Source organism: Microvirga sp. 2MCAF38 (assembly GCF_052115485.1).
Classification (GTDB): domain Bacteria; phylum Pseudomonadota; class Alphaproteobacteria; order Rhizobiales; family Beijerinckiaceae; genus Microvirga.
The window spans coordinates 21211-45012 of the sequence record NZ_JBFRGU010000004.1 but is presented as its reverse complement, the minus strand read 5'-3'; the positions used below and the strand labels follow the sequence as shown (position 1 = coordinate 45012).

General features: G+C 59.2%; 24 protein-coding genes. 6 read left to right on the top strand and 18 right to left on the bottom strand.

All coding sequences use genetic code 11. From position 1 onward, the window contains the following. The 4 genes from AB4072_RS09235 to AB4072_RS09220 form a co-directional block, all read right to left on the bottom strand. Complete coding sequence (locus AB4072_RS09235) at positions 1 to 930, bottom strand: electron transfer flavoprotein subunit alpha/FixB family protein (RefSeq protein ID WP_441967368.1); 930 nt, start codon at positions 928 to 930, stop codon at positions 1 to 3. Positions 931 to 957: 27 nt separating this feature from the next. Beyond that, on the bottom strand, positions 958 to 1707 hold the full coding sequence (locus tag AB4072_RS09230; protein ID WP_441967366.1) for an electron transfer flavoprotein subunit beta/FixA family protein: 750 nt from the start codon (positions 1705 to 1707) through the stop codon (positions 958 to 960). 57 nt (positions 1708 to 1764) lie between these two features. After that, on the bottom strand, positions 1765 to 2118 hold the full coding sequence (locus AB4072_RS09225; protein WP_441967365.1) for a hypothetical protein: 354 nt from the start codon (positions 2116 to 2118) through the stop codon (positions 1765 to 1767). A gap of 105 nt (positions 2119 to 2223) precedes the next feature. Continuing rightward, on the bottom strand, positions 2224 to 2955 hold the full coding sequence (locus AB4072_RS09220; RefSeq protein ID WP_441967363.1) for an SDR family NAD(P)-dependent oxidoreductase: 732 nt from the start codon (positions 2953 to 2955) through the stop codon (positions 2224 to 2226). A 211-nt stretch (positions 2956 to 3166) separates the two neighbouring features. On the opposite strand from AB4072_RS09220, the gene AB4072_RS09215 reads away from it, so the two are divergent. The 6 genes from AB4072_RS09215 (at position 3167) to AB4072_RS09190 (ending at position 8830) form a co-directional block, all read left to right on the top strand. Then, positions 3167 to 4012 (top strand): SDR family NAD(P)-dependent oxidoreductase, encoded by an 846-nt coding sequence (locus AB4072_RS09215; RefSeq protein WP_441967361.1) that lies wholly within the window; start codon positions 3167 to 3169, stop codon positions 4010 to 4012. A gap of 83 nt (positions 4013 to 4095) precedes the next feature. Then, positions 4096 to 5370: an ABC transporter substrate-binding protein gene (locus tag AB4072_RS09210; RefSeq protein ID WP_441967360.1), complete on the top strand. Its 1275-nt coding sequence runs from the start codon at positions 4096 to 4098 to the stop codon at positions 5368 to 5370. 83 nt (positions 5371 to 5453) lie between these two features. After that, positions 5454 to 6338 carry a branched-chain amino acid ABC transporter permease gene (locus AB4072_RS09205; RefSeq protein WP_441967358.1) on the top strand — a complete coding sequence of 295 codons (885 nt, stop codon included), beginning with the start codon at positions 5454 to 5456 and terminating at the stop codon, positions 6336 to 6338. Further along, positions 6335 to 7345, top strand: coding sequence for a branched-chain amino acid ABC transporter permease (locus tag AB4072_RS09200; protein ID WP_441967356.1), 1011 nt, complete (start codon positions 6335 to 6337; stop codon positions 7343 to 7345). Before AB4072_RS09205 ends, AB4072_RS09200 begins: the two co-directional genes overlap by 4 nt. Further along, positions 7342 to 8133: an ABC transporter ATP-binding protein gene (locus AB4072_RS09195; protein ID WP_441967354.1), complete on the top strand. Its 792-nt coding sequence runs from the start codon at positions 7342 to 7344 to the stop codon at positions 8131 to 8133. The genes AB4072_RS09200 and AB4072_RS09195 overlap by 4 nt, the downstream gene beginning before the upstream one ends. After that, entirely contained in the window at positions 8126 to 8830 is a 705-nt protein-coding gene (locus tag AB4072_RS09190) for an ABC transporter ATP-binding protein (RefSeq protein WP_441967352.1), read from the top strand. The genes AB4072_RS09195 and AB4072_RS09190 overlap by 8 nt, the downstream gene beginning before the upstream one ends. 61 nt (positions 8831 to 8891) lie before the next feature. Here the strand turns inward: AB4072_RS09190 and AB4072_RS09185 are convergent, their stop codons facing one another. The 14 genes from AB4072_RS09185 to AB4072_RS09120 form a co-directional block, all read right to left on the bottom strand. Beyond that, positions 8892 to 10682: an acyl-CoA dehydrogenase gene (locus tag AB4072_RS09185; RefSeq protein WP_441967350.1), complete on the bottom strand. Its 1791-nt coding sequence runs from the start codon at positions 10680 to 10682 to the stop codon at positions 8892 to 8894. Positions 10683 to 10844: 162 nt separating this feature from the next. Next, entirely contained in the window at positions 10845 to 11072 is a 228-nt protein-coding gene (locus AB4072_RS09180; protein WP_441967348.1) for a hypothetical protein, read from the bottom strand. 136 nt (positions 11073 to 11208) lie between these two features. Continuing rightward, positions 11209 to 12573, bottom strand: a complete 1365-nt coding sequence (locus AB4072_RS09175) for an MFS transporter (protein ID WP_441967346.1) — start codon at positions 12571 to 12573, stop codon at positions 11209 to 11211. A gap of 57 nt (positions 12574 to 12630) precedes the next feature. Beyond that, positions 12631 to 12924 (bottom strand): muconolactone Delta-isomerase, encoded by a 294-nt coding sequence (locus tag AB4072_RS09170; protein ID WP_441967344.1) that lies wholly within the window; start codon positions 12922 to 12924, stop codon positions 12631 to 12633. A gap of 10 nt (positions 12925 to 12934) precedes the next feature. Continuing rightward, positions 12935 to 14554: a phytoene desaturase family protein gene (locus AB4072_RS09165; RefSeq protein WP_441967342.1), complete on the bottom strand. Its 1620-nt coding sequence runs from the start codon at positions 14552 to 14554 to the stop codon at positions 12935 to 12937. 97 nt (positions 14555 to 14651) lie between these two features. Beyond that, positions 14652 to 15629 (bottom strand): ABC transporter substrate-binding protein, encoded by a 978-nt coding sequence (locus AB4072_RS09160; protein ID WP_441967340.1) that lies wholly within the window; start codon positions 15627 to 15629, stop codon positions 14652 to 14654. Beyond that, positions 15626 to 16432 carry an ABC transporter ATP-binding protein gene (locus AB4072_RS09155; RefSeq protein WP_441967338.1) on the bottom strand — a complete coding sequence of 269 codons (807 nt, stop codon included), beginning with the start codon at positions 16430 to 16432 and terminating at the stop codon, positions 15626 to 15628. Before AB4072_RS09155 ends, AB4072_RS09160 begins: the two co-directional genes overlap by 4 nt. 17 nt (positions 16433 to 16449) lie before the next feature. Further along, the gene (locus AB4072_RS09150; protein WP_441967336.1) at positions 16450 to 17268 is read right to left on the bottom strand and encodes an ABC transporter permease; all 819 of its coding nucleotides are present in this window, start codon (positions 17266 to 17268) and stop codon (positions 16450 to 16452) included. Between the two features lie 70 nt (positions 17269 to 17338). Beyond that, on the bottom strand, positions 17339 to 18367 hold the full coding sequence (locus tag AB4072_RS09145) for a dipeptidase (protein WP_441967334.1): 1029 nt from the start codon (positions 18365 to 18367) through the stop codon (positions 17339 to 17341). Between the two features lie 27 nt (positions 18368 to 18394). Further along, on the bottom strand, positions 18395 to 19882 hold the full coding sequence (locus tag AB4072_RS09140) for an aldehyde dehydrogenase family protein (protein ID WP_441967332.1): 1488 nt from the start codon (positions 19880 to 19882) through the stop codon (positions 18395 to 18397). Next, positions 19879 to 20910, bottom strand: coding sequence for an ABC transporter ATP-binding protein (locus tag AB4072_RS09135; RefSeq protein ID WP_441967330.1), 1032 nt, complete (start codon positions 20908 to 20910; stop codon positions 19879 to 19881). Before AB4072_RS09135 ends, AB4072_RS09140 begins: the two co-directional genes overlap by 4 nt. Continuing rightward, complete coding sequence (locus tag AB4072_RS09130; protein WP_441967328.1) at positions 20907 to 21965, bottom strand: ABC transporter ATP-binding protein; 1059 nt, start codon at positions 21963 to 21965, stop codon at positions 20907 to 20909. The genes AB4072_RS09135 and AB4072_RS09130 overlap by 4 nt, the downstream gene beginning before the upstream one ends. After that, positions 21962 to 22912: an ABC transporter permease gene (locus tag AB4072_RS09125; protein WP_441967326.1), complete on the bottom strand. Its 951-nt coding sequence runs from the start codon at positions 22910 to 22912 to the stop codon at positions 21962 to 21964. The genes AB4072_RS09130 and AB4072_RS09125 overlap by 4 nt, the downstream gene beginning before the upstream one ends. Before the next feature lie 3 nt (positions 22913 to 22915). After that, positions 22916 to 23800 carry an ABC transporter permease gene (locus tag AB4072_RS09120; RefSeq protein ID WP_441967324.1) on the bottom strand — a complete coding sequence of 295 codons (885 nt, stop codon included), beginning with the start codon at positions 23798 to 23800 and terminating at the stop codon, positions 22916 to 22918. Between the last annotated feature and the right edge of the window lie 2 nt (positions 23801 to 23802).

The following is a 23802-nucleotide window of genomic DNA, read 5'->3' as shown; positions in this document are numbered from 1 at the left end:
TCATAACGCCTTTTTCAGTTCAGGCAGGATTGTGAACAGATCGCCAACGAGGCCGTAATCGGCGACCTGGAAGATTGGGGCCTCTTCGTCCTTGTTGATGGCGACGATGACCTTGGAATCCTTCATGCCAGCGAGATGCTGGATGGCGCCGGAAATGCCGACTGCGATGTAGAGATCGGGAGCCACGATTTTGCCGGTCTGCCCCACCTGCCAATCGTTCGGCGCGTAGCCCGCATCGACCGCGGCACGCGAGGCTCCGACTGCGGCTCCCAGTTTGTCTGCGATGGGAAGAATGACCTCCGTGAAACTCTCCGACGATCCGAGCGCCCGACCACCGGAAATAATGATCTTCGCCGAGGTGAGTTCGGGACGGTCGCTATCCGAGAGCTTGTTTTCGACGAAAATTGAGACGCCTGGATTCTCGGCGACTTTGACGGTCTCGATGGGTGCCGAGCCACCCTCCCCCGCAGGGTGGAAAGACGCCGTGCGCACGGTGACCACCTTTCTTGAATCGGTGGATTGCACGGTCTGGATGACGTTGCCCGCATAGATCGGTCGCTTGAAAATATCCGGCGACACCACTTCTACAATTTCCGACACCTGCGCGGTGTCGAGCAGCGCTGCGATGCGCGGCATGACGTTCTTGCCCGATGCGGTGGCAGGCGCGACGAAGGTGTCGTAATCTCCGGCCAACGCGACGACAAGGGCGGCTAGCGGTTCAGCCAAGCGCTGTTCGAGTTCGTCGGCCTCCGCCAGCAGAACCTTGGCCGCCCCATGCAGTCTCGACGCCGCGTCGGCTGCCGCTTTTGCGCCTTTGCCAGCGACGAGAATATGAACATCCGGACCGATCTTCAACGCTGCCGAAAGCGCTTTGGACGTCTGGTCGGAAAGCGACGCATTGTCATGTTCTGCGATAAGAAGAATTGTCATTTCCCTCGTCCTTTTCTTACCGCCCGATCAGAGGACGCCGGCTTCGTTCTTCAGTTTGTCGACAAGCTCGGCCACCGACTTCACCTTCACGCCTGCCTGTCGACCGCCGGGCTCCTCGGTCATGAGCACTTTCAGCCGCGGCGCGATGTCAGCGCCGAAGTCGGCGGCCGTTTTTTCATCGAGCGGCTTCTTCTTCGCCTTCATGATATTGGGCAGAGATGCATAGCGCGGCTCGTTCAGCCGCAGGTCGGTCGTGACGATCGCCGGCAAACTAAGCTCGATGGTCTGCAGTCCTCCATCGACTTCGCGCGTCACCCTGGCCTTGTCGCCGTCGATCTCCAGCTTGGAGGCGAAGGTCCCTTGCGCCCAGCCCAGAAGGGCGGCCAACATTTGACCGGTCTGGTTGGCATCGTCGTCGATCGCTTGCTTGCCGAGGATCACAAGGTTCGGTTTTTCCGCCTCGACAATGCCCTTCAAAACCTTGGCGACACCGAGAGGCTCGACCGGATCCTCAACCTTGATCAGGATCGCGCGATCCGCCCCCATTGCAAGCGCCGTGCGCAGCGTTTCCTGCGCCTGCGCGGGACCGATCGACACCGCGATGATCTCTTCGACTTTGCCGGCTTCCTTGAGGCGGACGGCTTCTTCAACGGCAATTTCGTCGAATGGGTTCATCGACATCTTTACGTTGGAGAGCTCGACACCTGAACCGTCTGATTTGATCCGGACCTTCACGTTGAAGTCGACAACCCTTTTAACCGGGACCAGCACTTTCATAAGCTTGTAACCTATCCGACAATTTGGAGCGCATCAGCGCTCGTGAATGGGCGACAATCAGCCCGAAATGGCGCGCGGGCGCTCGACCCGTTCAGTGATCGGCTGGTATATCCAGACCATGCGTTCCGGAGAGAGTGCAGGGGAAAGAGGCATTCGATCGGTCCCGCTTGCAGCTTTCAATGCAGACAGCGTCTCCGAGATATCATCGATCTCGATTTCGTAGACGGCCATGTAGGACCACTCCAACGGCCCCGGCCGATGCTGCACGTCAGCAAGGCGATAGCGCTGCGCCGCCGTTACACCCGGCAACTTCAGAACATCTGCGAGATGGACGTTCGTGTACCATTCGTTGAATTCATCGTCCCGCCCATCGCGTGGGTTCGTGAGTGCGATCAAATTGTACTTCGGCATAGCGGCTTCCTTCGACTGCCGGCAGGGGCCGGCGCGGCATTTGTCGAAATCTAACAAACGTTCGAAATATTGGCAATAGGGTCTGCAGTGCCGTCCGGAGTCGCACTACTGCGCGGTATAACCGCCATCGACAAGGAGGTCCGCGCCGGTCATGAATGTTGAGCGATGGGAAGCGAGATACCAAACCGCGTTCGCAATATCCGCCGGCTTTCCGGTATGTCCAACCGGATGAAGTTGCGCAAGATGGTTCTCCGCGGCCTGCTCTGATCCGAACAATTCGATCAACCGTTCAGTGGCTATGCCACCCGGCGAAATTGAATTGACGCGAATGCCTTGCGCCGCGATGTCGAGCGCCAGGCTTCGGGTGAAGGCGAGGATCGCACCTTTCGTGGTCGAATAGGCAACGCGTCCCGGCGAGCCGACATGAGCGAAGGTCGAAGCGATGTTGATGATCCGTCCGCCCTTGCCCATGAGAGCGAGCGCACTGCGCGTGACATTGAAAGCACCGGTAACATTGACGTTGATCGTCCGCTGCCATTCCTCGGGCGAAAGGTCCGTGATCGGCACTGCGCGAGTGACGGTCGCAGCATTGTTCACGAGCACGTCGACGCTCGTCCCGGAGGCGCGCAGCCGTGCGAAGAATGCCTCGACCGTGGAAAGATCTGTTATATCGCAGTGCTGAAAATGCACATTGCGGTGACCGACAAGGCTTTGCTGAGCAGCCGCGTCGAGCGAATGCACCTCGGCACCTTCGACTGCAAACATTTCAACGATTGCCCGACCGATTCCTCGACCTCCGCCCGTAACTACGCATGTCTGCCTCTCAAACTCGGCCATTCATCCCCTCCAAGAGCCACCACGGCGCATGACCTGAAAATATCAAACAAATGTTAGATTAACGAAAGGCCTCTTTCATCAATTGACGGATCCGCCGTTCGCTGCCCTTCGTTTTTCTCTCCATGGGATGACTTCGTCAGCGCAGAGTAGTTGACGCGAATATCTAACGGCTGTTAGATAACTGAGAGTTCGCCGATGAGAAGGACCTGCCATGCAGCCGCCATCGAGAGACGTGAGCTTCGATTTCACCGGCAGAGTTGTGCTGGTCACAGGTGTTGCGTCCGGAATTGGCGAGGCGGTTGCCCGTGCTTTGGCTAAAGCCGGAGCAGCCGTCGGCATTGGGGATGTCCAGGCGGAAACGGCTGAAGCGTTTGAGTCGTCGCTTCGCAAGGCCGGCGGCAACGCCATCGCATTACCCTTCGACGTGCGGGACGCTGAGGCGACCGATCACGCTGTCGCGAAATTCGAAGCGAAATTTGGCCCCCTCAGCGGGCTCGTGACGGCGGCGGGTCTGTCTCGACCCGCTCCCGCTGAGAGCATGGACGAAGCGACCTGGGATCTTGTCGTCGACACCAATCTGAAGGGGATGTTCCTCTCTTGTCAGGCCGCGGGACGGCGGATGCTTGTCCATGGACGCGGCGCGATCGTGAACATTGCTTCTGTCAACTCGCTGGGCGGCTTTGCTGGACGGTCGAACTATTGCTCGGCGAAATTCGGCGTCTCCGGCCTCACCGACGTACTCGCGATCGAATGGGGGCGCCGGGGCATCCGAGTCAATGCGGTCGCGCCAAACGGCGTCGACACGCCATTGGTTCGACAAGGGATTCCACCCCGCTTCGTCGACGAGGTCCTGAACAATCGAACGCCTCTGGGACGTATGGCCCATCCGGACGAGGTCGCCGCCGTTGCCCTCTTCCTTCTGTCCGATGCCGCCTCCTACGTGACTGGTGCAATTCTGCCCGTCGATGGTGGCCTCTGCGCTGGCTTTTACACCAATCGGCAAGGCGCCGACCTTGCTTCCGCATCACTTCTGAAAGCCGGAGTCTACGCCGAATAGTGTTGCCGGACGCTCATCAATGTCCATTGACCGGCCTAAAAATCTAACCACTGTTAGATACTTAAAACAAAAGAGAGGGAACCATGTCCAACGATTTCTCACGACGCCAGATCACAAAGTCTCTGGCCGTTTTCGGTGCCGCCGGCGCCCTTGGAAGCTTCACGCGACCGAGCTTCGCCCAAGGCGCGCCCATTCGGCTCGGTCTGATCGCGCCGCTTAGCGGCTCGCAGGAGGTGATCGGACGCTACCAGCTTGCCGGCGCGACAATCGCAGTGAACCAGATCAATCAGGCGGGCGGCATCCTCGGTCGGAAGATCGAACTTGTGACCCGCGACGACAAGGCGGCCCCTGCTGCAGGTGTTGCCGCTGCGAAGGATCTGGCAGGCAACGGCGTGAACCTGATGTTCGGTGTATTGTCGAGCGGCGTCGCGCTGGCGATCGCGCCAACCCTTCAGGCTGACAAGTCGGTGCTCGTCGTATCGGCGGCTGCGGCCAACGAACTGACGCATGATCAGTTCAGTCCCAACGTTTTCCGTACCGCCGACCATGCCTATTCACGTCAGCGCGCTCTCGCAAAACTAGTGGCCGCCGACTACCCGGCTGTCCACGACTGGACCGCCATCAATCCGCAGACCGCCATCGGCACGTCGAACTGGGATTCTTTCGTCGACGGCATGCTCCAATTCTATCCTGAGCTCAACAAGAAGCCCGTGACGATCACGGATCCGATTTGGGCGAAGTTCGGTGCGACAGATTACAAGAACGAGATCGCGCAACTCATGCGCAGCAAGTCGGAAGGCCTTTATTGCGGCGTCTATGGCGGCGATGCCGTCACAATGTTCGGGCAGGCGGCCGCCTATGGTCTCACAAAGAAGTTCAAGGTTCTGGTGGACCCCGGAAGTGAATTCATCATCGCGCAGGCCATGGGCAAGAATACGCCACCGGGCCTCTGGTCCGGATTCCATTGGTTCTACGGCGCGTACAAGGGCCATAAGATCAACGACGATCTTTATGAAACCTATGTGAAGATGACCGGCGATAAATATCCGGCCGGGTATGTAGGCGAAGCGCACACATCCGTGCTCGCCTACGCAAGCGCAATCCAGAAGGCCGGCAGCACGGATACCGACAAGGTTATTGCCGCGCTGGAGGGTCTTGAATTCGACTCCTGCAAGGGCATGCGCAAGATCCGCAAGGAAGACCATCAGGCCATCTGCGACATCAACTTCGTTCAGTTCGGTCCCGACGACAGTGAACAAGGGTGGAAGATCACCGGGCACAAAGTTATCAAAGACGAGGGCTTGAGCGAAGAGCCGTCGCCGGGCCAACCACTGAAGTTTCTTTACAACAAGCGCTGAGCCGACGCCTTGGTTGCTGAGTTGAACTCCCTCTCAAGACCTGCCGGCGCATCGTCGGCAGGTTGAAGGACAGGTGAACATTCGTGCTTGCGCTATTTCTCGGCCCGCTCTTCAACGGTCTATTTACGGCCATGGTGGTGTTTCTCTTCGCCACTGGGCTAACGCTCGTCTTCGGCATCCTCCGCATCCTGAACTTTGCCCATGGCGGCTTCTTCATGATCGGCGCCTATCTGGCCTTCTCTCTCGTCAAGACATTCGCGAGCGACACCTCGACGATCGCGTACATCTTGATCAGCATCGTGGCGGGGATCATGGTCGGCCTGTGCGGGCTCGTGGTGGAGAGGTTGGTATTCCGGCCGCTTCAGCATGTGGACGAAGCCTATTCGTTGATCGCCACCTACGCACTGCTGTTGATCTCCGAGGGCGCCGTCAAGGCGATCTGGGGCGTATCGTTCTACAGCGTCATGACGCCCGCTGCGCTCGGCGGCGCTCTGATCGCAGGTGATCTCGTCATGCCGGTTTTCGCCATCTTCATCATCGGCCTCGGCATTCTCTGTTACGGTTTACTCGAGTGGATTCTTCAACACACCGCAACAGGCAAACTCATGAAATCCGTGGCGAGTGATCCGTGGATGGCCGGCATGCTCGGCGTCAACGTGCCGCGCTTTTACGCGTGGATCGTCGTCATCGGCTTCTTCCTCGCGGGACTCGCAGGCGGCTTGCTGCTGCCGAACCAGACCCTTTCACCGAACCTCGCCAGCGTATTCGTGGTGCAAGCTTTCGGCGTTCTGATCGTTGGCGGAATGGGCAATATTCGCGGCACGTTTCTCGCCTCGATCCTGCTCTGCGTGATCGATTCCTATGGGTCCGTCATTTTCTCCGAGGTGCCCGGGGTGTTCTTCTATGTAGCCATGGCCGCGATGCTTCTGATGCGTCCGCAGGGACTGATCGCAGGAGCACGCCTATGACGTCTCAGGCAAGCAACAGCACCTGGAAGCGGGACGCGGCCATCGCGTCCATCATCCTCGTGGTCCTCGTCTCCCTCCCGTTCGCGACCAACAAAGGCATCGTGTTCGTAGCCGGCACTTTGGCGCTGCACATCGTCTTCGGTCTCAGTTGGAACCTGATGTTCGGCCAGACCGGACTGGTCAGCTTCGGTCACGCGTCATTCTTCGCCATCGGCGGCTACGCATTCGCGTGGGCTTCTAAAATTGCACCCGGGCTACATCCGCTGCTGTTGTTTGCCGGCGTGGGTCTACTTGGATCGTTTGTCGCGCTCATCGTCGGGATTCTCGCTCTGCGCCGCTCCATCGGCGTCTATTTCGCGATTTTGACGCTCGCGTTGAGCCAGATCGTCTATCTGCTGCTGTCCTACATCCCGGCTCTCGGCCGAGAGGATGGCTTCACGGGCATCCGCCGCCCCCATCTGTCTCTTGGCTTCACGACGATCGATCTCGCGAGCGGCAACAACTATTATTACTTCATGATTGTCATGTGCACGCTTCTGGCCATCGGCTTGTGGTGGGTCATGCACGGGCGCATGGGCCGCGTGTTCAAGAGCATTCAGCAGGATGCGGAACGCGCAGCGTTTCTTGGCATCGACGTGCAAGCCTATCGTCTCCGTTCCTTCGCCATCGCGTCGGGAACGACAGCGATCGCCGGCGCGCTTTATGCCCCCTGGCTGCAATTGCTGACGCCCGAGATCGCACACTGGACATTCTCGGCAAGACCGATCCTCTATACGCTTCTCGGCGGTGTCCAAAGCTTCTGGGGGCCCGCAGTGGGAGCTTTCGTCTTCGCGGTGCTCGAATACGGAACCCGCACCCTGCACGGATTGTCTGAGATCATTATCGGCTCGATCCTGTTGGTTGTTGTTCTTGCATTCCCAGGTGGTCTCCTCGGTGGCCTGTCACGATTGCGGACACGGATGACCCGCAAGACGGCTGTCGCTGCGAGACCGGAGATCGTTCGATGATCCTCCACGACGCCACCACCAATCCCTTGCTTGTCGCCACGAATGTGGTGAAGGATTACCCTTCCGTCAAAGTTCTCAAGGGTGTCAATCTTTCGGTCACCGAGGGCGATAGCTTCGCGGTCATCGGCCCCAACGGGGCAGGCAAGACGACCTTGTTCAAAGTGCTGACCGGCGAAGTTTTCGCCGACAGAGGCACGGTTCGGTTCGAAGGGAATGACGTCACCCGCATGCCGGAATGGAAACGCGTCCGACTCGGGTTCGGCCGATCCTTCCAGGTCGCGCGTGTCTTCAAGGAACTGAGCACGCAAGAAAACGTCGTCATCGCCATCGAGGCCCATGAGCGCAATACGGGTCGTCGCCCCGCGCGGCGTCTCGCTTGCCGTCCTTCGCCCGACGTGCGCGAAGCGGTCGAGCAAACCCTTTTAGAGGTCGGCCTGATCGACAAACGCGACGAGCCCGCGCGGCTCTTGTCTCACGGTGACAAGAAGCGCCTCGAACTCGCCATGAGCCTGGCGTTGCAACCGCGGATTCTCATGTTGGACGAACCAACCGCAGGAATGTCACCGGCAGATCGGCGCGCCGCGACGGAGCTCATCGCCGCCATCAGGGTTCGCCACCGTATGACGATCATTCTGACCGAACACGATATGGAAGTGGTATTCGGCCTTGCCTCTCGTGTCGCCGTCCTGCACCAGGGCGCCGTGATCGCCACCGGAACGCCCGCGGAAGTCCGCGACGATGCGATGGTGCGCGAGATCTATCTCGGATCGGAGTCTGCCCATGCTTGAGGTCGGACCGCTCAATGCCTTTTACGGCGACAGCCATATCGTCCAGAACGTAACCCTCGCAATCGGACAAAGCGAGGGTGTCGCTATCCTGGGACGGAATGGCGTCGGCAAAACCACCTTGTTCAAGAGCATCATGGGTGGTGGCCCACGCGTCGTCGGACCGGTCAGGCATCGCGGAGAAAATATCGCCGCATGGCCCGATTTCCGTCGCGCCCGCCGCGGGCTTGGATTCGTGCCCGAGGACCGCCGCATCTATCCTCACCTGACGGTGGCGGAAAACATTGCCATGGGCCGTCACGCCACGCGTCCCAACGTTGCCTCATATTCGGTCGACGAGATATTTGCGTTGTTTCCGATGCTCGCTGACCTGCGGGGGCGCCTCGGTTTCGAGCTCAGCGGCGGTCAGCAGCAATTGCTGGCGATCGCGCGGGCCATGTTCGCGCGGCCGGAATATCTTTTGCTGGACGAGCCGACCGAAGGATTGGCGCCAGTCATCGTCGAACAGCTCGTTCATCAGCTCATCGATCTGCGGCGTCGGAACGGCATGGCGTTGCTTGTCGCGGAGCAGAATGTCTGGTTCGCGCGCATGTGCACCGAGCGGCTCTACCTGCTCGACAGCGGCCGCGTGGTGTTCGAAGGATCCTGGGCGGCGTTTGATTCCAGCGCGGACCTCCAGCAGCGATATCTGGCTGTTTAACATTCGAGAGCACGGCCCCAGAGGCTCTGCGCCTTCACGAAAATCCGCGGCAGCAAGCCCACTACGATATCTCGCTCGCGAGCACCAGTTCGGCATTCAGCAACGGGGCCATGCCGGCGACCACGGTTCGCTCTAACCCATCGGCGCGGGTAGCGATGTGATCCGCGAAAAAGCGAGCGAGAGCAATTCGACCGCGATGCGCGGGCGCGGTCTCGCCTCTCTGAATTGCCTCATGAGCGGCCAACGCCAGCTGCGCCAACGCTACACCTCCTTGAACAATGCCGAAGAGGCTCAGATAGGGTGTCGCGCCTGCGAGAGCCTCCTGCGGCGTATCCGCGGCAAGCGCTCTCAAGAGAAAATTCGTTGCGCGTTCGAGGCTCCCGGCAGCCGCGTCGAGCGTGGGCGCGATAGAAGCCAGTTCTACGCTGTCTGTCTTTGTCAGGCGCGCGACGATCTCTCGCATGGAGGCAATCTGCGCCGCCACCGTTTCACCGCCCGCAAGAGGCAACTTGCGGGTGACCAGGTCGAGGGCCTGGATACCGTTCGTTCCCTCATAGATTGGCGCAATGCGTGCATCGCGATAGTGTTGAGCCGCACCGGTTTCTTCAATGAAACCCATACCGCCATGAACCTGCACGCCAAGCGAGGCGACCTCGACACCGATATCGGTGGAGAAAGCCTTCGCGACCGGGGTCAGGAGAGATGCACGCTCGTTGGCCTTTCGTCGGTCCAACTCGTCCTGTTCGAGATGAGCGCGGTCAATGGCCTCAGCTGTCAGGTAACAGATTGATCGCGCCGCTGCGGTGAGCGCTTTCATCGTGAGAAGATTGCGTTGGACATCGGGGTGTTCGACGATGGGGCTCATCACATCTCTCGCACCGCCAGGCGCCCGGCCCTGCCTACGCTCATGCGCATAGGCCAGCGCCGACTGATAGGCACGATCAGCGATGGCGACGCCTTGCAGGCCCACGGCCAGGCGTGCGTTGTTCATCATCGTGAACATGCAGTTCAAACCGCGATTCTCCTCGCCTAAGAGCCAACCGATCGCGCCGCCATTGTCGCCGAAGATCATAGTGCAGGTGGGTGAGGCATGGATGCCGAGCTTGTGCTCGATGCTGTGGCACCGCACATCGTTACGCGTGCCGTCCGGCAGGAATTTGGGCACCACGAATAGCGAGATGCCGCGCGTGCCGACAGGCGCTTCGGGAAGACGCGCGAGAACGAGATGCACGATGTTTTCAGTCAGATCATGCTCGCCATAGGTAATGAAGATTTTTTGGCCCGTTATCTTGTAGGTGCCATTCCCTGCAGGTTCTGCGCGAGAGCGAAGGGCTGCGAGATCGGAGCCGGCCTGAGGCTCCGTCAGATTCATGGTCGCGGTCCATTCACCGGAGACGAGTTTCTCGAGGTAGCGGCTCTTCAGCTCCTCCGAACCATGTTGGATGAGCGCCTCGATGGCACCCATCGTCAGGACCGGTCCGATGCCGAATGCCATGGAGGCTGCGTTCCACATCTCGACACAGGCGGAATTGAGAAGCGTCGGCAGCCCCTGCCCGCCATATTCGGCAGGCCCTGGAAGAGCATTCCAGCCCGCCTCAGTCCAGGCCTTGTAGGCCTCCTTCCAACCGGGCGCCGTGGTGACAACACCATCTTTCAGAGTGACGCCATGCTTGTCGCCCTCACGATTCAGGGGCGCGATGGCATTGTTGGCGAAACGGCTCGCCTCCCCCAAGATCGTCTCCACCAAATCGGCGGTGAGCTCAGGATAAAGGCCATCCTTCAGAGCGCGATCGAGGTTTGCCACGTGTCGCATAGTAAAAACGATATCGGACACAGGCGCTCGGTAGGTCATGAATTTTCCTTAAATCCTATAAGGATTGCGCGTGGGAGGGAAATGGCGACCAACATGATCGAGCAATATCACCCTATTATAAAAAGCCGCAAATATAATCAAACAAATGTTAGAAAATATACAAGTGCGATCCGCAATCCAGGCTACCAGTCATGCGAGTGCTCATCGCCGCATGTCACTCAGGCGCTCCTGACGCAAGTTCCGCCCCTGAACGTCGCAGTGGGTCGTCGACATCGTGCGTTCGTCGTCGCTCGTGTCATCAAGGCCTTCATCGATCAGCGTCGTGACATTGTTGTCGCTATCGAAGACACGCGTCACCTTTCTCTTGCGCGAGTTCTCAGAAAAATAATCCGTCGCGACTGTGCCTGGGTTCGAGTAGGGTGACCGCATAGGTCTCTTCGCTCAACCGCAGAACTGTGCCTCCCGCTTTCGGAGTTTTCCCTCGTCGGAGGGCAGCGACATCTCGATCGATCTGAAGCCAAGGAACCGGCGAACGCAGGGCGATCAAAAAACGAAGCCGCATAAGTCACTTTCCCAAAGCATCAACCTTATCAAGCAGGTTGTCCTTCACAATGATGCGCAAAGAGCTGGCTATACAGCCGGCGATGGAGAACACGAGAGCCATGAAGAGAATCTCGGTAGCGGCCGCCTCCAGAGACTGCTTTAACGTATGGGCGACGAGCGCAGCACCCATGGTTTGACCGAAGAGGCGAGCCGCCGACTGGAGCGCACTTGCAGCCCCCGTGCGGTGAAGCGGACTACCCACGATGATCGCCTTGCTGTTGGGGGCTTGAAACAGTCCGAAGCCAAACCCGCACAATCCCATGCGCCAGAAGACGTCGGCGACAGATGGCTGATCCGGCACAAGGATAAGCAGGATTAGGCCCAGAGATAGAAGCGCGAGTCCAAGAGTACCGAGCCTCCCGGCTGAGAAGCGGTCGGACAGGCGGCCCGCCACGGGAGAGACGAGAGCGAGCGCCAATGGCCACGCTGACATCAGCAAGCCAGTCTCCAGAATTGAGAAGCCGATGATGGAATGAAAGAGAAACGGCAGGCCGACATAACTGAGGCTCTGCACGACATAACTGAGTGTCGCGGTAAGCGCCGATAAACCAACGCTCGGGATGCGGAGGATATCCAATGGGATGGCAGGGTTCGATTTTCGACGTTGATCGAGGTACAGCCAGAAGAGAAGTGCGACGATCACGAAGGCCTGCATCGACACCTGGAGATGACCCTCACCATCGTAGCCCAATCCATCGGCCGAGACGACGAGGATTCCGATCGTGATTGCGCTCAGGATCGAACCTGACAGATCGAAGCTCTGATTGTGAAGAGGAGTTTTCGGCAGAGCGAAAACTCCGATCACCGAAGCCACAAGCCCCAAAGGCACATTGATGCCGAACAACCATGGCCACGGTGCGACGGCAAGGATTGCCGCCGCGATGGAAGGACCGGCGCTTGCGGAGAGGGCGACGATGAGTGTGTTGTACCCAATCCCGCGCCCAAGCGCGTGCTTCGGGTAGATGTAGCGTATGAGCGCAATGTTCACGCTCATCAGGGCAGACGCGCCGAGGCCCTGCAGAACACGCGCCCCAACGAGCGAAAAGACGGATGAAGCCAACGCGCAGGCCAGCGACGCACCTGTGAAAAGCAGCATCCCCGCTATGAAGACCCTGCCATAGCCGATCCGATCCCCAAGGGCCGAGAACGGAAACAGGGATATGGTAATGACGAGCTGATAGGAGCTGACGACCCAAACGACCTGCGATGGGCTTGCGCCGAGATCCTGTGCCATCAGCGGAAGCGCCAGATTTATCAACGCTCCATCGAGAACGGCCATGACGATGGCGATTGTCACCGCCGTCATGGCCCATCGACGTTGCGGCATGGGCAATCCATCCATGGCGCGAAATCGCTCTAGTACCGACGCCTCCAATCCGCGCGATCATCCATGATAGGGTGTCGGATCGACGGCATGTCTGGCCAGGGGATGAACGACGATATCGTGCATCCACGGATTGGCTGGCAATCCGGTGATGATGTCGTGCAGTTCGGTCGCATCCTTTGCGCGCCAGATCCCCCAATTCTCGAAGCGGCATGGAACGCGCCACATCCGAACCAGATGCCCCTGCTTGATCAGATCGGCAGCGTGGGCACGCTCTTCTTTGACGACCCTTTCCTTAAGGTCCGGATCCATATTCTCCGACCAGCGAAGCTTAATGTTGACGAGGAATTCCATCATTGTCTCCTTATGCACTCGCACGCATCTGCGCGCGATCTTCGAGTACGGCATTGCTGGCATTGAAGCCTGGAATGCCCGTGACGTATCCGCCTGGCCATGTGCCTGCTCCTGACAGGTAAAGGCCCTTCAGCGGGGTTCGATAATTGTGAATGGAATGGTGAGGCCTTGCGCCGAACAGAGCTCCGGGGAGCATGTCGCCATGTGTGATATGTGATTGCACGAGGCCGAGCTCGCCTTCCATTTCAACGGGATCGATGAAGCGATGATCCACGATATGGCTCCGCAGATCCGGCATGAGGTCGGAGAGAACGTCGATGCAACGATTGCCGAACACGTCCCTTTCCGTCTCCCAGCTCCCGTCACGCAATTCATAGGGTGCATGCCAGACGTTGACGCTCAGGAGATGACGCCCCTGTGGGGCAAGATCCGGCGATGTCACTGTCGGCATCAGCCCCCACATGATGGGCTCGCGAGCTGAGACACCGGCCAAGCCCTCGGCAACGGCGCGCTCGATATAGGCAAGCGAAGGCGCAATGCGGAACTGAACTCCGGCAAGCTGCTTAGGATCGATACCGGAAGGAAGCCCCGCGTAATCGGGCACGCCGTCCAAAGCGAGGACGAGTTTGAAAGCCGATCCACGCATCGGGACGGCAGAAACTGCGCCGCGAAGATCGGCTCCAACAGCATCGTCGTCCAGGAGTTCGGTGAAGAGACTACGTGGATTGATCGCGGAGACGACGACCGGCGCATGATACTCATCGCCGTTCACGGCAGCGACTCCGACAGTTTGCCCATTCCGATGCAGAATGCTCGCGATGGGCGTGTCTGTCTTGATCACAGCGCCGTAGGATCGACAGCAGGCCTCGAGAGCGTCGATGATTGCACCCATGCCTCCGACAGGAAGCCCCGTCGAGCCTCGCAAGGCGGCCCGACGAGGATCGTCCGGATCGAGGGCGGGAGAGGATGCCAGGGACAACGGCCTCAGCATCAATCCGACAGCCGTACCGGGTGCCGATGGAGGCGTGAGCGTCGCATTCAACGCAACCATGCCCAGAAGAGCTTTCGCCTCCTCGGACCTCAACTCCTCATCCAGAAGCTGGCGAAGGCTGCCGAAGAAGACCCTGTTGAACAGGGTTTCCTGTTCCTTCGGCAGCGTCTTGGCGATCGACAAAAGGTCGGGTGAGGGTTGAAAGAGCGAGGTTCGCAGATGGCGACCCAGCTCCTCGAGGGAACTCAAAAAATTGAAGTAACGATCCGCTTCGCCGGGCGCATAGGCGTTCAGTTGAGCAGCAATCTTTTCACGATCCCGCCAACCCAAAAAGCATCCGCGGGAGAAAGGATGAACGACGGTCGGATCTGTGCGGACGAACCGCAGGCCGAACTGCTCCAGATTCAGTTCGTGCAGGAAGCGTGGCTCGAAGCTTCCCGGCGAGTTGGTGAAGGCCGTGCGGTAGCCAGGCATGAACTCGAAGGTTCCGCAGGGACCTCCGAGGCTGCCCCGGGCCTCGAGAACAGCCACCTTGAGTCCAGCCCGCCCGAGATAGGCCGCTGCGATCAACCCGTTATGACCGCCGCCAATTACGATCGCGTCGAAGCGGTGGACCGGCGTATTCGTCGTATTTGGCATCTCTCTTGTCCTGGCATGCGTCACCGATCACCTCTCAGGAGGCGCACGGCTCTTTCATCTTGCGGGAGGGGCTGTCGCGACAGCCCCGGCGTTTGACCTATTTGGACAGATAATCGTTGGTGAAATAAGTGCTGGGATCCTTGCGGCCGGTCATGCCGCCATACTGCTCAAGGGTCTTGTTCATCGCATCCCAGTCCTCGGAAGCCATCCAACCGACAGGTTTTCCCTGTGTCGCGCCGGTGTGGAGCGAGCTCTCATAGGCTTCCAGTACGCTCTTATGGAAGTTCGCAGGCTGTGTATTGCCCGTCACCTTCAGGAAGATCTGGATGGCCTCATCCTTGTTCGCCAGCGTGTAATCGAGACCCTTCTTGGTAGCTTCCAGGAAGCGGCGGACGACATCGGGCTTCTCCTTGAGAAAGGAGTTGTTGGCGATGATTCCAAAGCTGAGATTGGTGACGCCCCAGTCGGCATACCGAAGAACCGAGATCTTCTTGCCCTGAGCGATCAGCTGGGGGCCGTAGTAATAGTCATCGCCGCTGATGCAGTCCAATTGCCCGGACGTGATGGCGGCGAACTTGGCATCGCCCGGCATGTTGACGAGCGAGATATCATTAACGTCGAGACCATTGGCCCGTAGGAAGGCTGGCAGCACCTGTCCGTCCGAGCCGGTTGGGGTCGAACCGATGCGTTTGCCCTTCACATCAGCAGGCTTCTTCACGTCCTCGCCCGAGCAGATCAGCGAGATCGGCCCCTTCTGCCAGAACCCGGCCACGACAGTGATCGGAACGCCCGCCGATATGGATTGCGCGGCTGTCGATAGACTCGCATGTCCGAGCGGCTCTCGGTTCTCGCCGACGACGAGGGTCGTGGTTTTCGATCCTTGCCCCTGCTGGATCTCTATGTCGATTCCGGCGTCCTTGTAGAAGCCCTTCTCCTTAGCCACCAGCATGGGAGTCTGCCCCGGCCACCAGCTCCAGTCGAGGCGCATGCTGAGCTTGTCTGCAGCCTGCCCGGCCCCCGTGCTGAGCAACGATGCTACCGTCGCAATCAGAGCAATTCGCGGTGTGACTTTCATAGAGCCATCTCCATGGGGGTGGTGTCTGGGGTTCCGCCATCATCATCGCGGATCACGCCCATCCGCTGGAAATGATGCAGGATCTCGTCGACGATTGCGTTGAACTCGGCCGTCCCTCTCATGGATAGCCGTCTGGAGCGGGGAAGAGGCACGTCGAGAACGGCTTCGACACGGCCCGGGCGTGGTGCCATCACGATGATCCGGTCTGAGAGGAAAACTGCTTCCTGAACACTGTGAGTGACAAAGATGACCGTCGGGCGCGAGCGAAGCCAAAGCTTCTGGAGATCCACCATCATTTGATCGCGGGTCAAAGCGTCGAGGGCACCAAAAGGTTCGTCCATCAACAGAAGCGACGGATTGTGAACGAGAGCCCGGCACACGCTGACGCGCTGGCTCATGCCACCGGACAGTTGATAGGGATAGGCGCTCTCGAAGCCCTTCAGGCCCGCAGCTGCCAGCAAATCCCGGGCGCGCGCCGCATACACGTCATGAGGGAGCTTGCGCGCCTCGGCCTGAATCAGGACGTTGTCGAGAACGCTTCTCCAGTCGAGAAGGACCGGGCTTTGAAACACGACGCCGATATCGGTTTCTGGCCTCGTCACGACCCGATCCGCGACGGAGACCCTTCCGCTTGTCGGCGTATCCAGGCCGGCAACAATTCTCAGAAGTGTGCTCTTACCGCAGCCGCTCGGTCCAACAATCGATACGAACTCTCCTTCCTCAATATAGAGCGAGGTCGGAGAGAGTGCTTCCAGGCCTTTGTAGCTCTTGGTCACGTGCTCGATGCGAATTGGCTTACCCATCATTTCCTCCTATGTCCTCAATGCCCTGCATCCTGGCGGACGGAGCTGTGCCATGGCATGAGGTGCGTCTCTGCCCATTGCACGAGAGCGAAGCTCACCATTCCGATCAGGACGAGGAAAATGAGGGCGGCGAACATCAGAGCGGTCTGCATCTGTCCGCTTGCCAGAAGGATGAGATAGCCGAGGCCTTTGTCCGCCCCGATGAACTCGCCGACGACGGCACCGACGACAGCGAGGGTGATACAAACCTTCAGTCCACCGAAGATGCTCGGAAGCGCAAAGGGAAAATAGATCTTCTGGAACATGTCCCGTGCCGAGAGACCCATCGAGCGTCCCAGATAGACCATGTCTTTGGGGACGCTCTTCAACCCCACCACCGTGCTGATGATGACGGGAAAAAATGCAACGAGGACACCGATCATAACCTTGGTGCTCAGTCCAAAGCCGAGCCAAACGAGGATGAGCGGAGCAAGAGCGACCTTCGGCACAGCCTGGCTGACCACCAGCAACGGATAGACCGTCTCTTCGAACCAGCGAAATCGAGCGATGAGAAAAGCAATCGGCATCGCGACGAGTATGCTGAAGGTAAAGGCCAGAGTCGTTTCGAAGGCGGTGATGCCCGAATGATAGATCAACGATGGAAACTGGCTGACGATGACATTGGCCACGGCCATCGGCGGAGGTAGCAGGTAGGGTGCGGGCTGAAACACCATCACCCCGGCCTGCCACGCCCCAAGGAGCACGAAGAGCGATATCATGGGATAGAAAACTCGCACCCTGCGCCATGTCGGCGCAGATGTTAGAGAGATCGAAATGGTGCTATCGGCCTGTCCCATAAAATCCTCCGTGATCGAGTGAGTGACTCATCTTCAACGGGTCACATCCGATTAACAAGCGGTTAGAATTTCAAGCGGCGCTTGCAGTGGCCGGCATTTGAAGCGGCAGGAAACTGTCCCTAAACAGGCGGACCCAATTGCCTCCCGCAATCTTTGCGATCTCCTCGTTGGAGAAGCCGCGCTTTTCCATTCCTTCCAGAATATTCGGGAAATCGACCGACGACTTGAACCAGGCCGGCCACGCGGAGAAACCCTTGATCGGGATGGCGCTTTCTCGCGACCACCGTCCAGCGCGCCACCACTTGATCTGGGATTCCGGCCACCCGTCGTAATAATCCGTGCCGAAGCCGATCGTATCGACGCCGACAAGATCGGCGGTCCACGATATCATGTCGAGAAAGGTATCGAGGGTGCAGTTTGAACCGTCGCGCATGATCTTGGGATACATGCTCAAGCCAAGGACACCGCCAGTCTCGGCAAGGCGCTTGATCAACGTCGTCGATTTATTCCTACGATTCAGTTCAATATCTGTTCCCACAAACTCGGATGGGTTGGCATGGGTGATCGCAATAGGACGCGATGAATACTCGATGGCATCGAAGCAAGTCCGCTCGGTGCAGTGCGAGACATCCACGAGCATGCCGAGACGATTCATCTCAGCAATGACATTGCGGCCGAAGAATTTTGAAACTCCATTCTCGTCGGGCTCCCAGCATCCGGAGGCGACCCGGTTCTGAACGTTGTATGTGAGCTGGGCAATGCGCACGCCGAGCTGGTAGAAGATCTCGACAAGTTCAATATCATCCTCAAAGGGTGAGGTGTCCTGGAAGCCATAGACCACCGCGGTCCGGCCTGAGGCCGCGATCCGCTCGATGTCCTCGGCCGTCGTTGCCAGTGCGATCAGATCGCTATTCTGCTCGAGAAGCCGGTTCCATTCGCCGATTGCCGTCAACGTCTCGCGAGCGTTCTCCCAGATGGCGAGCGTGACATGGACACACCCGATACCACCCTCGATCCATTCCTTGAACCGGGCGCGCTCAGGTTTGTTGTACTGCAGCGCATCAACGACGATCGGCTTACGTGCCAGTGCATAAGACATTTCAGGTCCTTTCTTAATCCTGGAAACTCAATGAGCGAATGGATCGGCAGCGGGGCCGTAATCCGTGACGACAGCTTTGATCTGGGAGAATTCCTCCAGCGCCTCGAGACCGTTCTCGCGACCGATGCCGGATTGCTTGTAACCACCGAACGGCACGCGCAGATTGATTGCGCGATAGGTATTGACCCACACCGTCCCGGCCTGAAGGAGCCTGGAAACGCGGCGTGCGCGATGAAGATCTTTCGTCCAGAAACCCGCGGCCAGACCGTATTCGACCCCGTTCGCGATGGCGACGGCTTCATCCTCAGTCTGAAATCTTTGGACGGTCACGACAGGACCGAAAATCTCTTCGCGACAGATGCGCATATCGTTCGTCACATCCACAATGATCGTGGGCTCGATCCAGAAGCCCTCCGCCAGCTCAGAATCCACTGAAGGAACTCCGCCTCCGAGGACGATGCGTCCGCCGGTGGCAACGGCCTCGGCGATGTAGGCATTGATCCGGTCATACTGGCGCCGCGAGGCGACAGGGCCAATGTGGCTTTTCGCGGAGGCAGGATGTCCGATCCTGATGCGGCGCGCCGAGGCGATGTAGCGCTCGACGAAAGCGTCATACAGCGAGGCGTGCACGAGAACACGGGAGCCCGCGACGCAGGTCTGTCCTGTCCCCGAGAAGGCCCCTTGCGTGGCAGCAATCACGGCTGAATCGAGATCGGCGTCCTCAAAGACGATATGCGCCGACTTGCCGCCCGCCTCGCAGACGAACCGCTTCATACCGCCTGCAACTTTTGAGCCGAGAACGCGAGCCGTCGCGGTGCTGCCTGTGAAGCTCACCATGGCGACCTTGGGATGCGTTGCAAGCTTCTCGCTCACCACCGCATCACCAATGGCAACATTGACGACACCCTTCGGAAATCCCGCTTGGAGCGCGAGGTCCGCAAGCATGATGCTGGATCCCGGCGCGTCGGCCGGCGGCTTGAGGATGACCGAGTTGCCCATGGCTAGCGCCGGCGCGAGCTTCCAGGAACCGAGTGATAGCGCCCCATTGAACGGAGTGATGGCGACCACGACGCCGAGAGGCTCGCGGATAACCCGGGCTTCCATGGTGCGGGATACCGTTCTCAGGACGTCGTCGTGCGTTTCCAGCGCGCTGGCGTAGAAATGATACCATTGGGAAGTGGCGCGCATTTCCGCAGCGGTGGCCGCATGGCTTTTTCCATTGGCCAGACTTTCCAGCCTGCCGAGGGCCTCCGCGTTGCTGGCGATGAGGTCACCGAGTTTGCGCAGAAGAGCAGCTCTCTCCGCCGGTGCCAATTCTGCCCACGCCGCGCTCGCATAGGCGTTAGATGCGCTCTCGACAGCAAGCTCGACGGCACTCTCATCGACGTAGGAATGCGCCCAGATCTTGCCTGTCGAGGGATCGACAAGCGGGAGCGGCTGGCCTTGGACGGGCAGCTTTCGACCATCGACAAACGATGTGAACGTCGTATCGCTTTTGGATTCAAAAGGATTCAAGAGACGGCTCCTTGTGCCGCACGCGAGAGCGCTTCACGCACGTGCGGTTCTTGCATGTGATGGCATGCGGCAAGATGGTCGAGGTCGCGACCTGCTACGGAACGAAGCTGAGGCCGGCTCGTCCGGCAGACTTCGGTGGTGAACAGGCAGGATTTCTGAAAGCGGCAACCCGGCAAGGGTGCGGAAGGATCCGGCGGTTCCGACCGCACATCGATCCGGGGACGCATGCGCTCGACCGCCGGGTTGGGAACCGGTACCGCCGAAAGCAAGGCCGACGTATAGGGGTGCAGTGGCGCGGAGAAGATGCTCTTTCGCGGTCCCTTTTCCATGATCTGCCCGCCATACATGACGACGATGCTATGGGAGACATGCCGCACGATGCTCAGATCGTGGGTGATGAAGAGATAGGTCAACCCCCGTTGCTGCTGCAGATCCTGAAGGAGATTGACGATCTGGCCTTGAATGCTCACGTCGAGTGCGGAGACGACCTCGTCGAGCACGATGAATTTCGGCTCGACGGCAAGTGCCCGCGCGATGGCAACCCGTTGACGCTGCCCGCCGGAAAGCGCGTGTGGGTAACGCCCGGCCAGATCGCGGCGAAGTCCGACATCGTCGAGGAGCCGACCGACCCGTTGGTCCGCATCGCGCCCCTTGGCGAGCCCATGAACCTCGATCACCTCCTTGAGAGTCTCGCCGATGGTCATGCGCGGATTGAGGCTCGCATAGGGATCCTGAAACACGATCTGGGACATGCGAGGCAACGCACCTGGTGACTGCCTCAGCGTTCTGAGATCGCGGCCAAAGCACTCGACGGTCCCATCGACAAGCGGCGCGAGACCGATCAGTGCACGACCTGTCGTGCTCTTGCCGCTACCGCTCTCACCCACAAGACCCACGGTCTCGCCTTCTGCGATATCGAATGAAACGGAATCGACGGCATGGACCTCGCCTGAAATCCGGCGAAGGATGCCCTTGCGGATCGGAAAGCGAACGGAAACATCTTTTAGCTGAATGGCGGGAGTGCTCATCGTGCTTCTCCACCGGCAATCCTGAGAGAGGGCCCGACAAACGGATCGACATGACACCTCACAGGGTGGCGTCCTCCCTCCACGCTGTCTGCAAGAGCTGGCAGCTCGGACCCGCATACCTCGCGGACATAGTCGCAGCGTGGATTGAAGGGGCATCCCTGGACGGGGTTTCGCGGATCCGGCGGAAGACCCGGGATCGGATTAAGCCGTTCCGAAACATCACCCTCAAGCTGCGAGATCGTGTCGAGAAGCGCTTTCGTGTAGGGGTGTCGAGGGCTTGCGAACAGCGTTTCTGTTGAGGCGGTTTCGACAACGCGGCCGGCATAAAGCACCGCAACGCGATCCGCGACCCCGGCGACCACTCCGAGATCGTGGGTAATCAGAATGAGCGCCATTCCCAGCTCCTTACGCAGCGAATCGATCAGGCGCAGGATCTGGGATTGGGTGGTCACGTCGAGCGCCGTTGTCGGCTCGTCCGCAATGAGTACCTTGGGGTTGGCGCTGATCGCCATTGCAATGAGCGCACGTTGACGCATGCCGCCTGAAAGCTCATGAGGATAGCTCGCAAGCCGGGTCGCAGCCCCAGGAATGCCAACAAGATCCAAGAGTTCAATGCAGCGCGTCCGGGCTGCCGATCGGGGCATTCCGCCGTAATGAATCATCGGTTCGGCCATTTGCGTGCCGATGGTCATCGCGGGGTTCAGAGATGTCAGGGCATCCTGGGAGATCAGCGCAATGCCGCTTCCGCGAACCGCCCGCATGTCATGAGGGGAAAGATCGACCAGGTTACGTCCTTCCAGCAGAACCTGACCGGAGGTGATGCGTCCGCCACGGGGCAAAAGTCCGAGAGCCGCGAGCATCGTCTGGCTCTTGCCGCATCCCGACTCGCCAACAACGCCAAGAGTTTCGCCGCGCCCGACCGACAGGGAGACATCATGAACGACCTGGATCGATGCTGCATCGCGCCCATAGGCGATACCCAGATTCTTGACCTCGAAAACCGGGTCGCTGGAGCGGATCGCCTGCGACGTGTGTGATTTGGCGAACATCATCATGCCAACTTTACCTTCGGGTTGAAGTAGGCGTAGAGGATGTCGACCGCGAAATTGATTAGGACGAAGGCGACGGCGAGAACGAGGATGCCTCCTTGAATCAGAGGAATGTCGCGCGTCGATATGGCCTGATACATGGCAAGACCAATGCCCGGCCAGGAGAAGACCGTCTCCGTTAGGACTGCGCCGCTCAAGAGAAAGCCCATCTGCATACCGATGACCGTGATCACGGAGGGCATGGCATTCGGAAGCGCGTGACGTAGTACGATGCGGGCTTCACCGACGCCTCTGCTCCGGGCCGTGCGGATGTAGTCGCTGTTGATCACATCGAGAATGGCGGACCGTGTCATGCGAGCGATAACGGCGAGAGACCAGGCGGCCAGCGTGACAGTCGGCAGCACCATGTGAGCAACCAGGCTTCCAATTCCACTGCCGCCAGTCGCGTCCTGCATTCCGCCGACGGGAAGAAGGCGCAGATAAAGGCCAAAGGTCAGGATGAGGACAAGGCCGAGCCAGAAAGACGGCATGCTGTTGAAGAACAGCACGACGACGGACAATCCCTGATCCCTGAGAGATCCCGGCTTCAGGGCGGCCCAGGTTCCGGCAGCGACGCCGGCCACAGATGAAAGAACGATGGCCGCGATTGCCAGAAGGGAGGTGTTGAACAGACGCTCGACGATGACCTGCGTGACGGGCTGCGCGAAGGTGAAAGATTGTCCCAGATCGCCCTGAAGGAGATTCTTCAGGTAGAGGGCATACTGAACATAGATTGGCTCATTCAGCCCCAGGGACAGGCGCAACTGCTGTCTTGCCTCCTCCGACGCCATGCTTCCGAGCAAGACGTCGGCCGGATCGCCAGGTATGATTTGCGCCAGCAGGAAAGTCGCCAAAGTCACTCCGATGATCACAGGGATGATCTGGAGGGCGCGATTGAGGATGAATGAGATCATTGGTCAGCTCCGATCCTTGGTGAATCGGGGATCCAGCATGTCCCGCGCGGCGTCGCCGATCAGGTTGAACCCGACGGCAAGGAAGACAATCGCCAGTCCGGGAATTGTTGCCACATGCGCTGCCGTTGCGATGGCAGTTCTTCCACTTGAGAGCATCTGCCCCCACTCTGGCGTCGGAGGCTGCGGGCCGAGACCGAGAAAGCTCAAGCTGGCGGAGAGAATTACGTTACGCCCGGTTTGCAACGTTCCGTACACGACTGCAGGTCCGAGGACGTTAGGCAGGATGTGGCGGAGGGCAATGCGCGTATGGCTGTAGCCGAGCGTGCGTGCCGCTTCGATGTAGAGCTCCTCCTTGATCCCCAGCGCCACACCACGGACAATGCGTCCAAAGGCGGGGATCGTGACAACGATCATTGCAATGATCATCGAGCTGAGGCCGGGGCCGAGAGCGGCGCTGATGCCGAGTGCGAGAAGAATACCCGGGAAGGCAAACATGACGTCGAAGACGCGCATGACCACGCTATCCCAGACCCCGCCGATATACCCGGCGGAAAGCCCGATCGCGCCGCCGATCAAAAGAGCGATCACTGTGGGAAGAATTGCGACAAGCAGCGCGAAGCGTGCGCCATAAATCAGACGGCTGAGAATATCCCGACCGAGCTCGTCCGTTCCCAGGATATGCCAACCGGAGAAGGGACTCTGGTATCGCGCCAAAGGACCCACATGAAGGGGATCGAATGGCGCGATCCAATCGGCAAAGAGGGCCAGAACGATGATGATAGCGATGATTGCGAGACCGACAGTCAGGGAGGCATTCGACAACACGCGCTTCAAGAGCGCGCTGCTAACGCGTTTCGTGACTGGAGCTGCTTGCGTGATCGCTGTCATCG

Excerpts from the sequence above, each read along its gene's own strand:
- AB4072_RS09235 (WP_441967368.1), bottom strand. The coding sequence starts at position 930 with ATGACAATTCTTCTTATCGCAGAACATGACAATGCGTCGCTTTCCGAC.
- AB4072_RS09230 (WP_441967366.1), bottom strand. The coding sequence starts at position 1,707 with ATGAAAGTGCTGGTCCCGGTTAAAAGGGTTGTCGACTTCAACGTGAAG.
- AB4072_RS09225 (WP_441967365.1), bottom strand. The coding sequence starts at position 2,118 with ATGCCGAAGTACAATTTGATCGCACTCACGAACCCACGCGATGGGCGG.
- AB4072_RS09220 (WP_441967363.1), bottom strand. The coding sequence starts at position 2,955 with ATGGCCGAGTTTGAGAGGCAGACATGCGTAGTTACGGGCGGAGGTCGA.
- AB4072_RS09215 (WP_441967361.1), top strand. The coding sequence starts at position 3,167 with ATGCAGCCGCCATCGAGAGACGTGAGCTTCGATTTCACCGGCAGAGTT.
- AB4072_RS09210 (WP_441967360.1), top strand. The coding sequence starts at position 4,096 with ATGTCCAACGATTTCTCACGACGCCAGATCACAAAGTCTCTGGCCGTT.
- AB4072_RS09200 (WP_441967356.1), top strand. The coding sequence starts at position 6,335 with ATGACGTCTCAGGCAAGCAACAGCACCTGGAAGCGGGACGCGGCCATC.
- AB4072_RS09195 (WP_441967354.1), top strand. The coding sequence starts at position 7,342 with ATGATCCTCCACGACGCCACCACCAATCCCTTGCTTGTCGCCACGAAT.
- AB4072_RS09190 (WP_441967352.1), top strand. The coding sequence starts at position 8,126 with ATGCTTGAGGTCGGACCGCTCAATGCCTTTTACGGCGACAGCCATATC.
- AB4072_RS09185 (WP_441967350.1), bottom strand. The coding sequence starts at position 10,682 with ATGACCTACCGAGCGCCTGTGTCCGATATCGTTTTTACTATGCGACAC.
- AB4072_RS09180 (WP_441967348.1), bottom strand. The coding sequence starts at position 11,072 with ATGCGGTCACCCTACTCGAACCCAGGCACAGTCGCGACGGATTATTTT.
- AB4072_RS09175 (WP_441967346.1), bottom strand. The coding sequence starts at position 12,573 with ATGCCGCAACGTCGATGGGCCATGACGGCGGTGACAATCGCCATCGTC.
- AB4072_RS09170 (WP_441967344.1), bottom strand. The coding sequence starts at position 12,924 with ATGGAATTCCTCGTCAACATTAAGCTTCGCTGGTCGGAGAATATGGAT.
- AB4072_RS09165 (WP_441967342.1), bottom strand. The coding sequence starts at position 14,554 with ATGCCAAATACGACGAATACGCCGGTCCACCGCTTCGACGCGATCGTA.
- AB4072_RS09160 (WP_441967340.1), bottom strand. The coding sequence starts at position 15,629 with ATGAAAGTCACACCGCGAATTGCTCTGATTGCGACGGTAGCATCGTTG.
- AB4072_RS09155 (WP_441967338.1), bottom strand. The coding sequence starts at position 16,432 with ATGGGTAAGCCAATTCGCATCGAGCACGTGACCAAGAGCTACAAAGGC.
- AB4072_RS09150 (WP_441967336.1), bottom strand. The coding sequence starts at position 17,268 with ATGGGACAGGCCGATAGCACCATTTCGATCTCTCTAACATCTGCGCCG.
- AB4072_RS09145 (WP_441967334.1), bottom strand. The coding sequence starts at position 18,367 with ATGTCTTATGCACTGGCACGTAAGCCGATCGTCGTTGATGCGCTGCAG.
- AB4072_RS09135 (WP_441967330.1), bottom strand. The coding sequence starts at position 20,910 with ATGAGCACTCCCGCCATTCAGCTAAAAGATGTTTCCGTTCGCTTTCCG.
- AB4072_RS09130 (WP_441967328.1), bottom strand. The coding sequence starts at position 21,965 with ATGATGATGTTCGCCAAATCACACACGTCGCAGGCGATCCGCTCCAGC.
- AB4072_RS09125 (WP_441967326.1), bottom strand. The coding sequence starts at position 22,912 with ATGATCTCATTCATCCTCAATCGCGCCCTCCAGATCATCCCTGTGATC.
- AB4072_RS09120 (WP_441967324.1), bottom strand. The coding sequence starts at position 23,800 with ATGACAGCGATCACGCAAGCAGCTCCAGTCACGAAACGCGTTAGCAGC.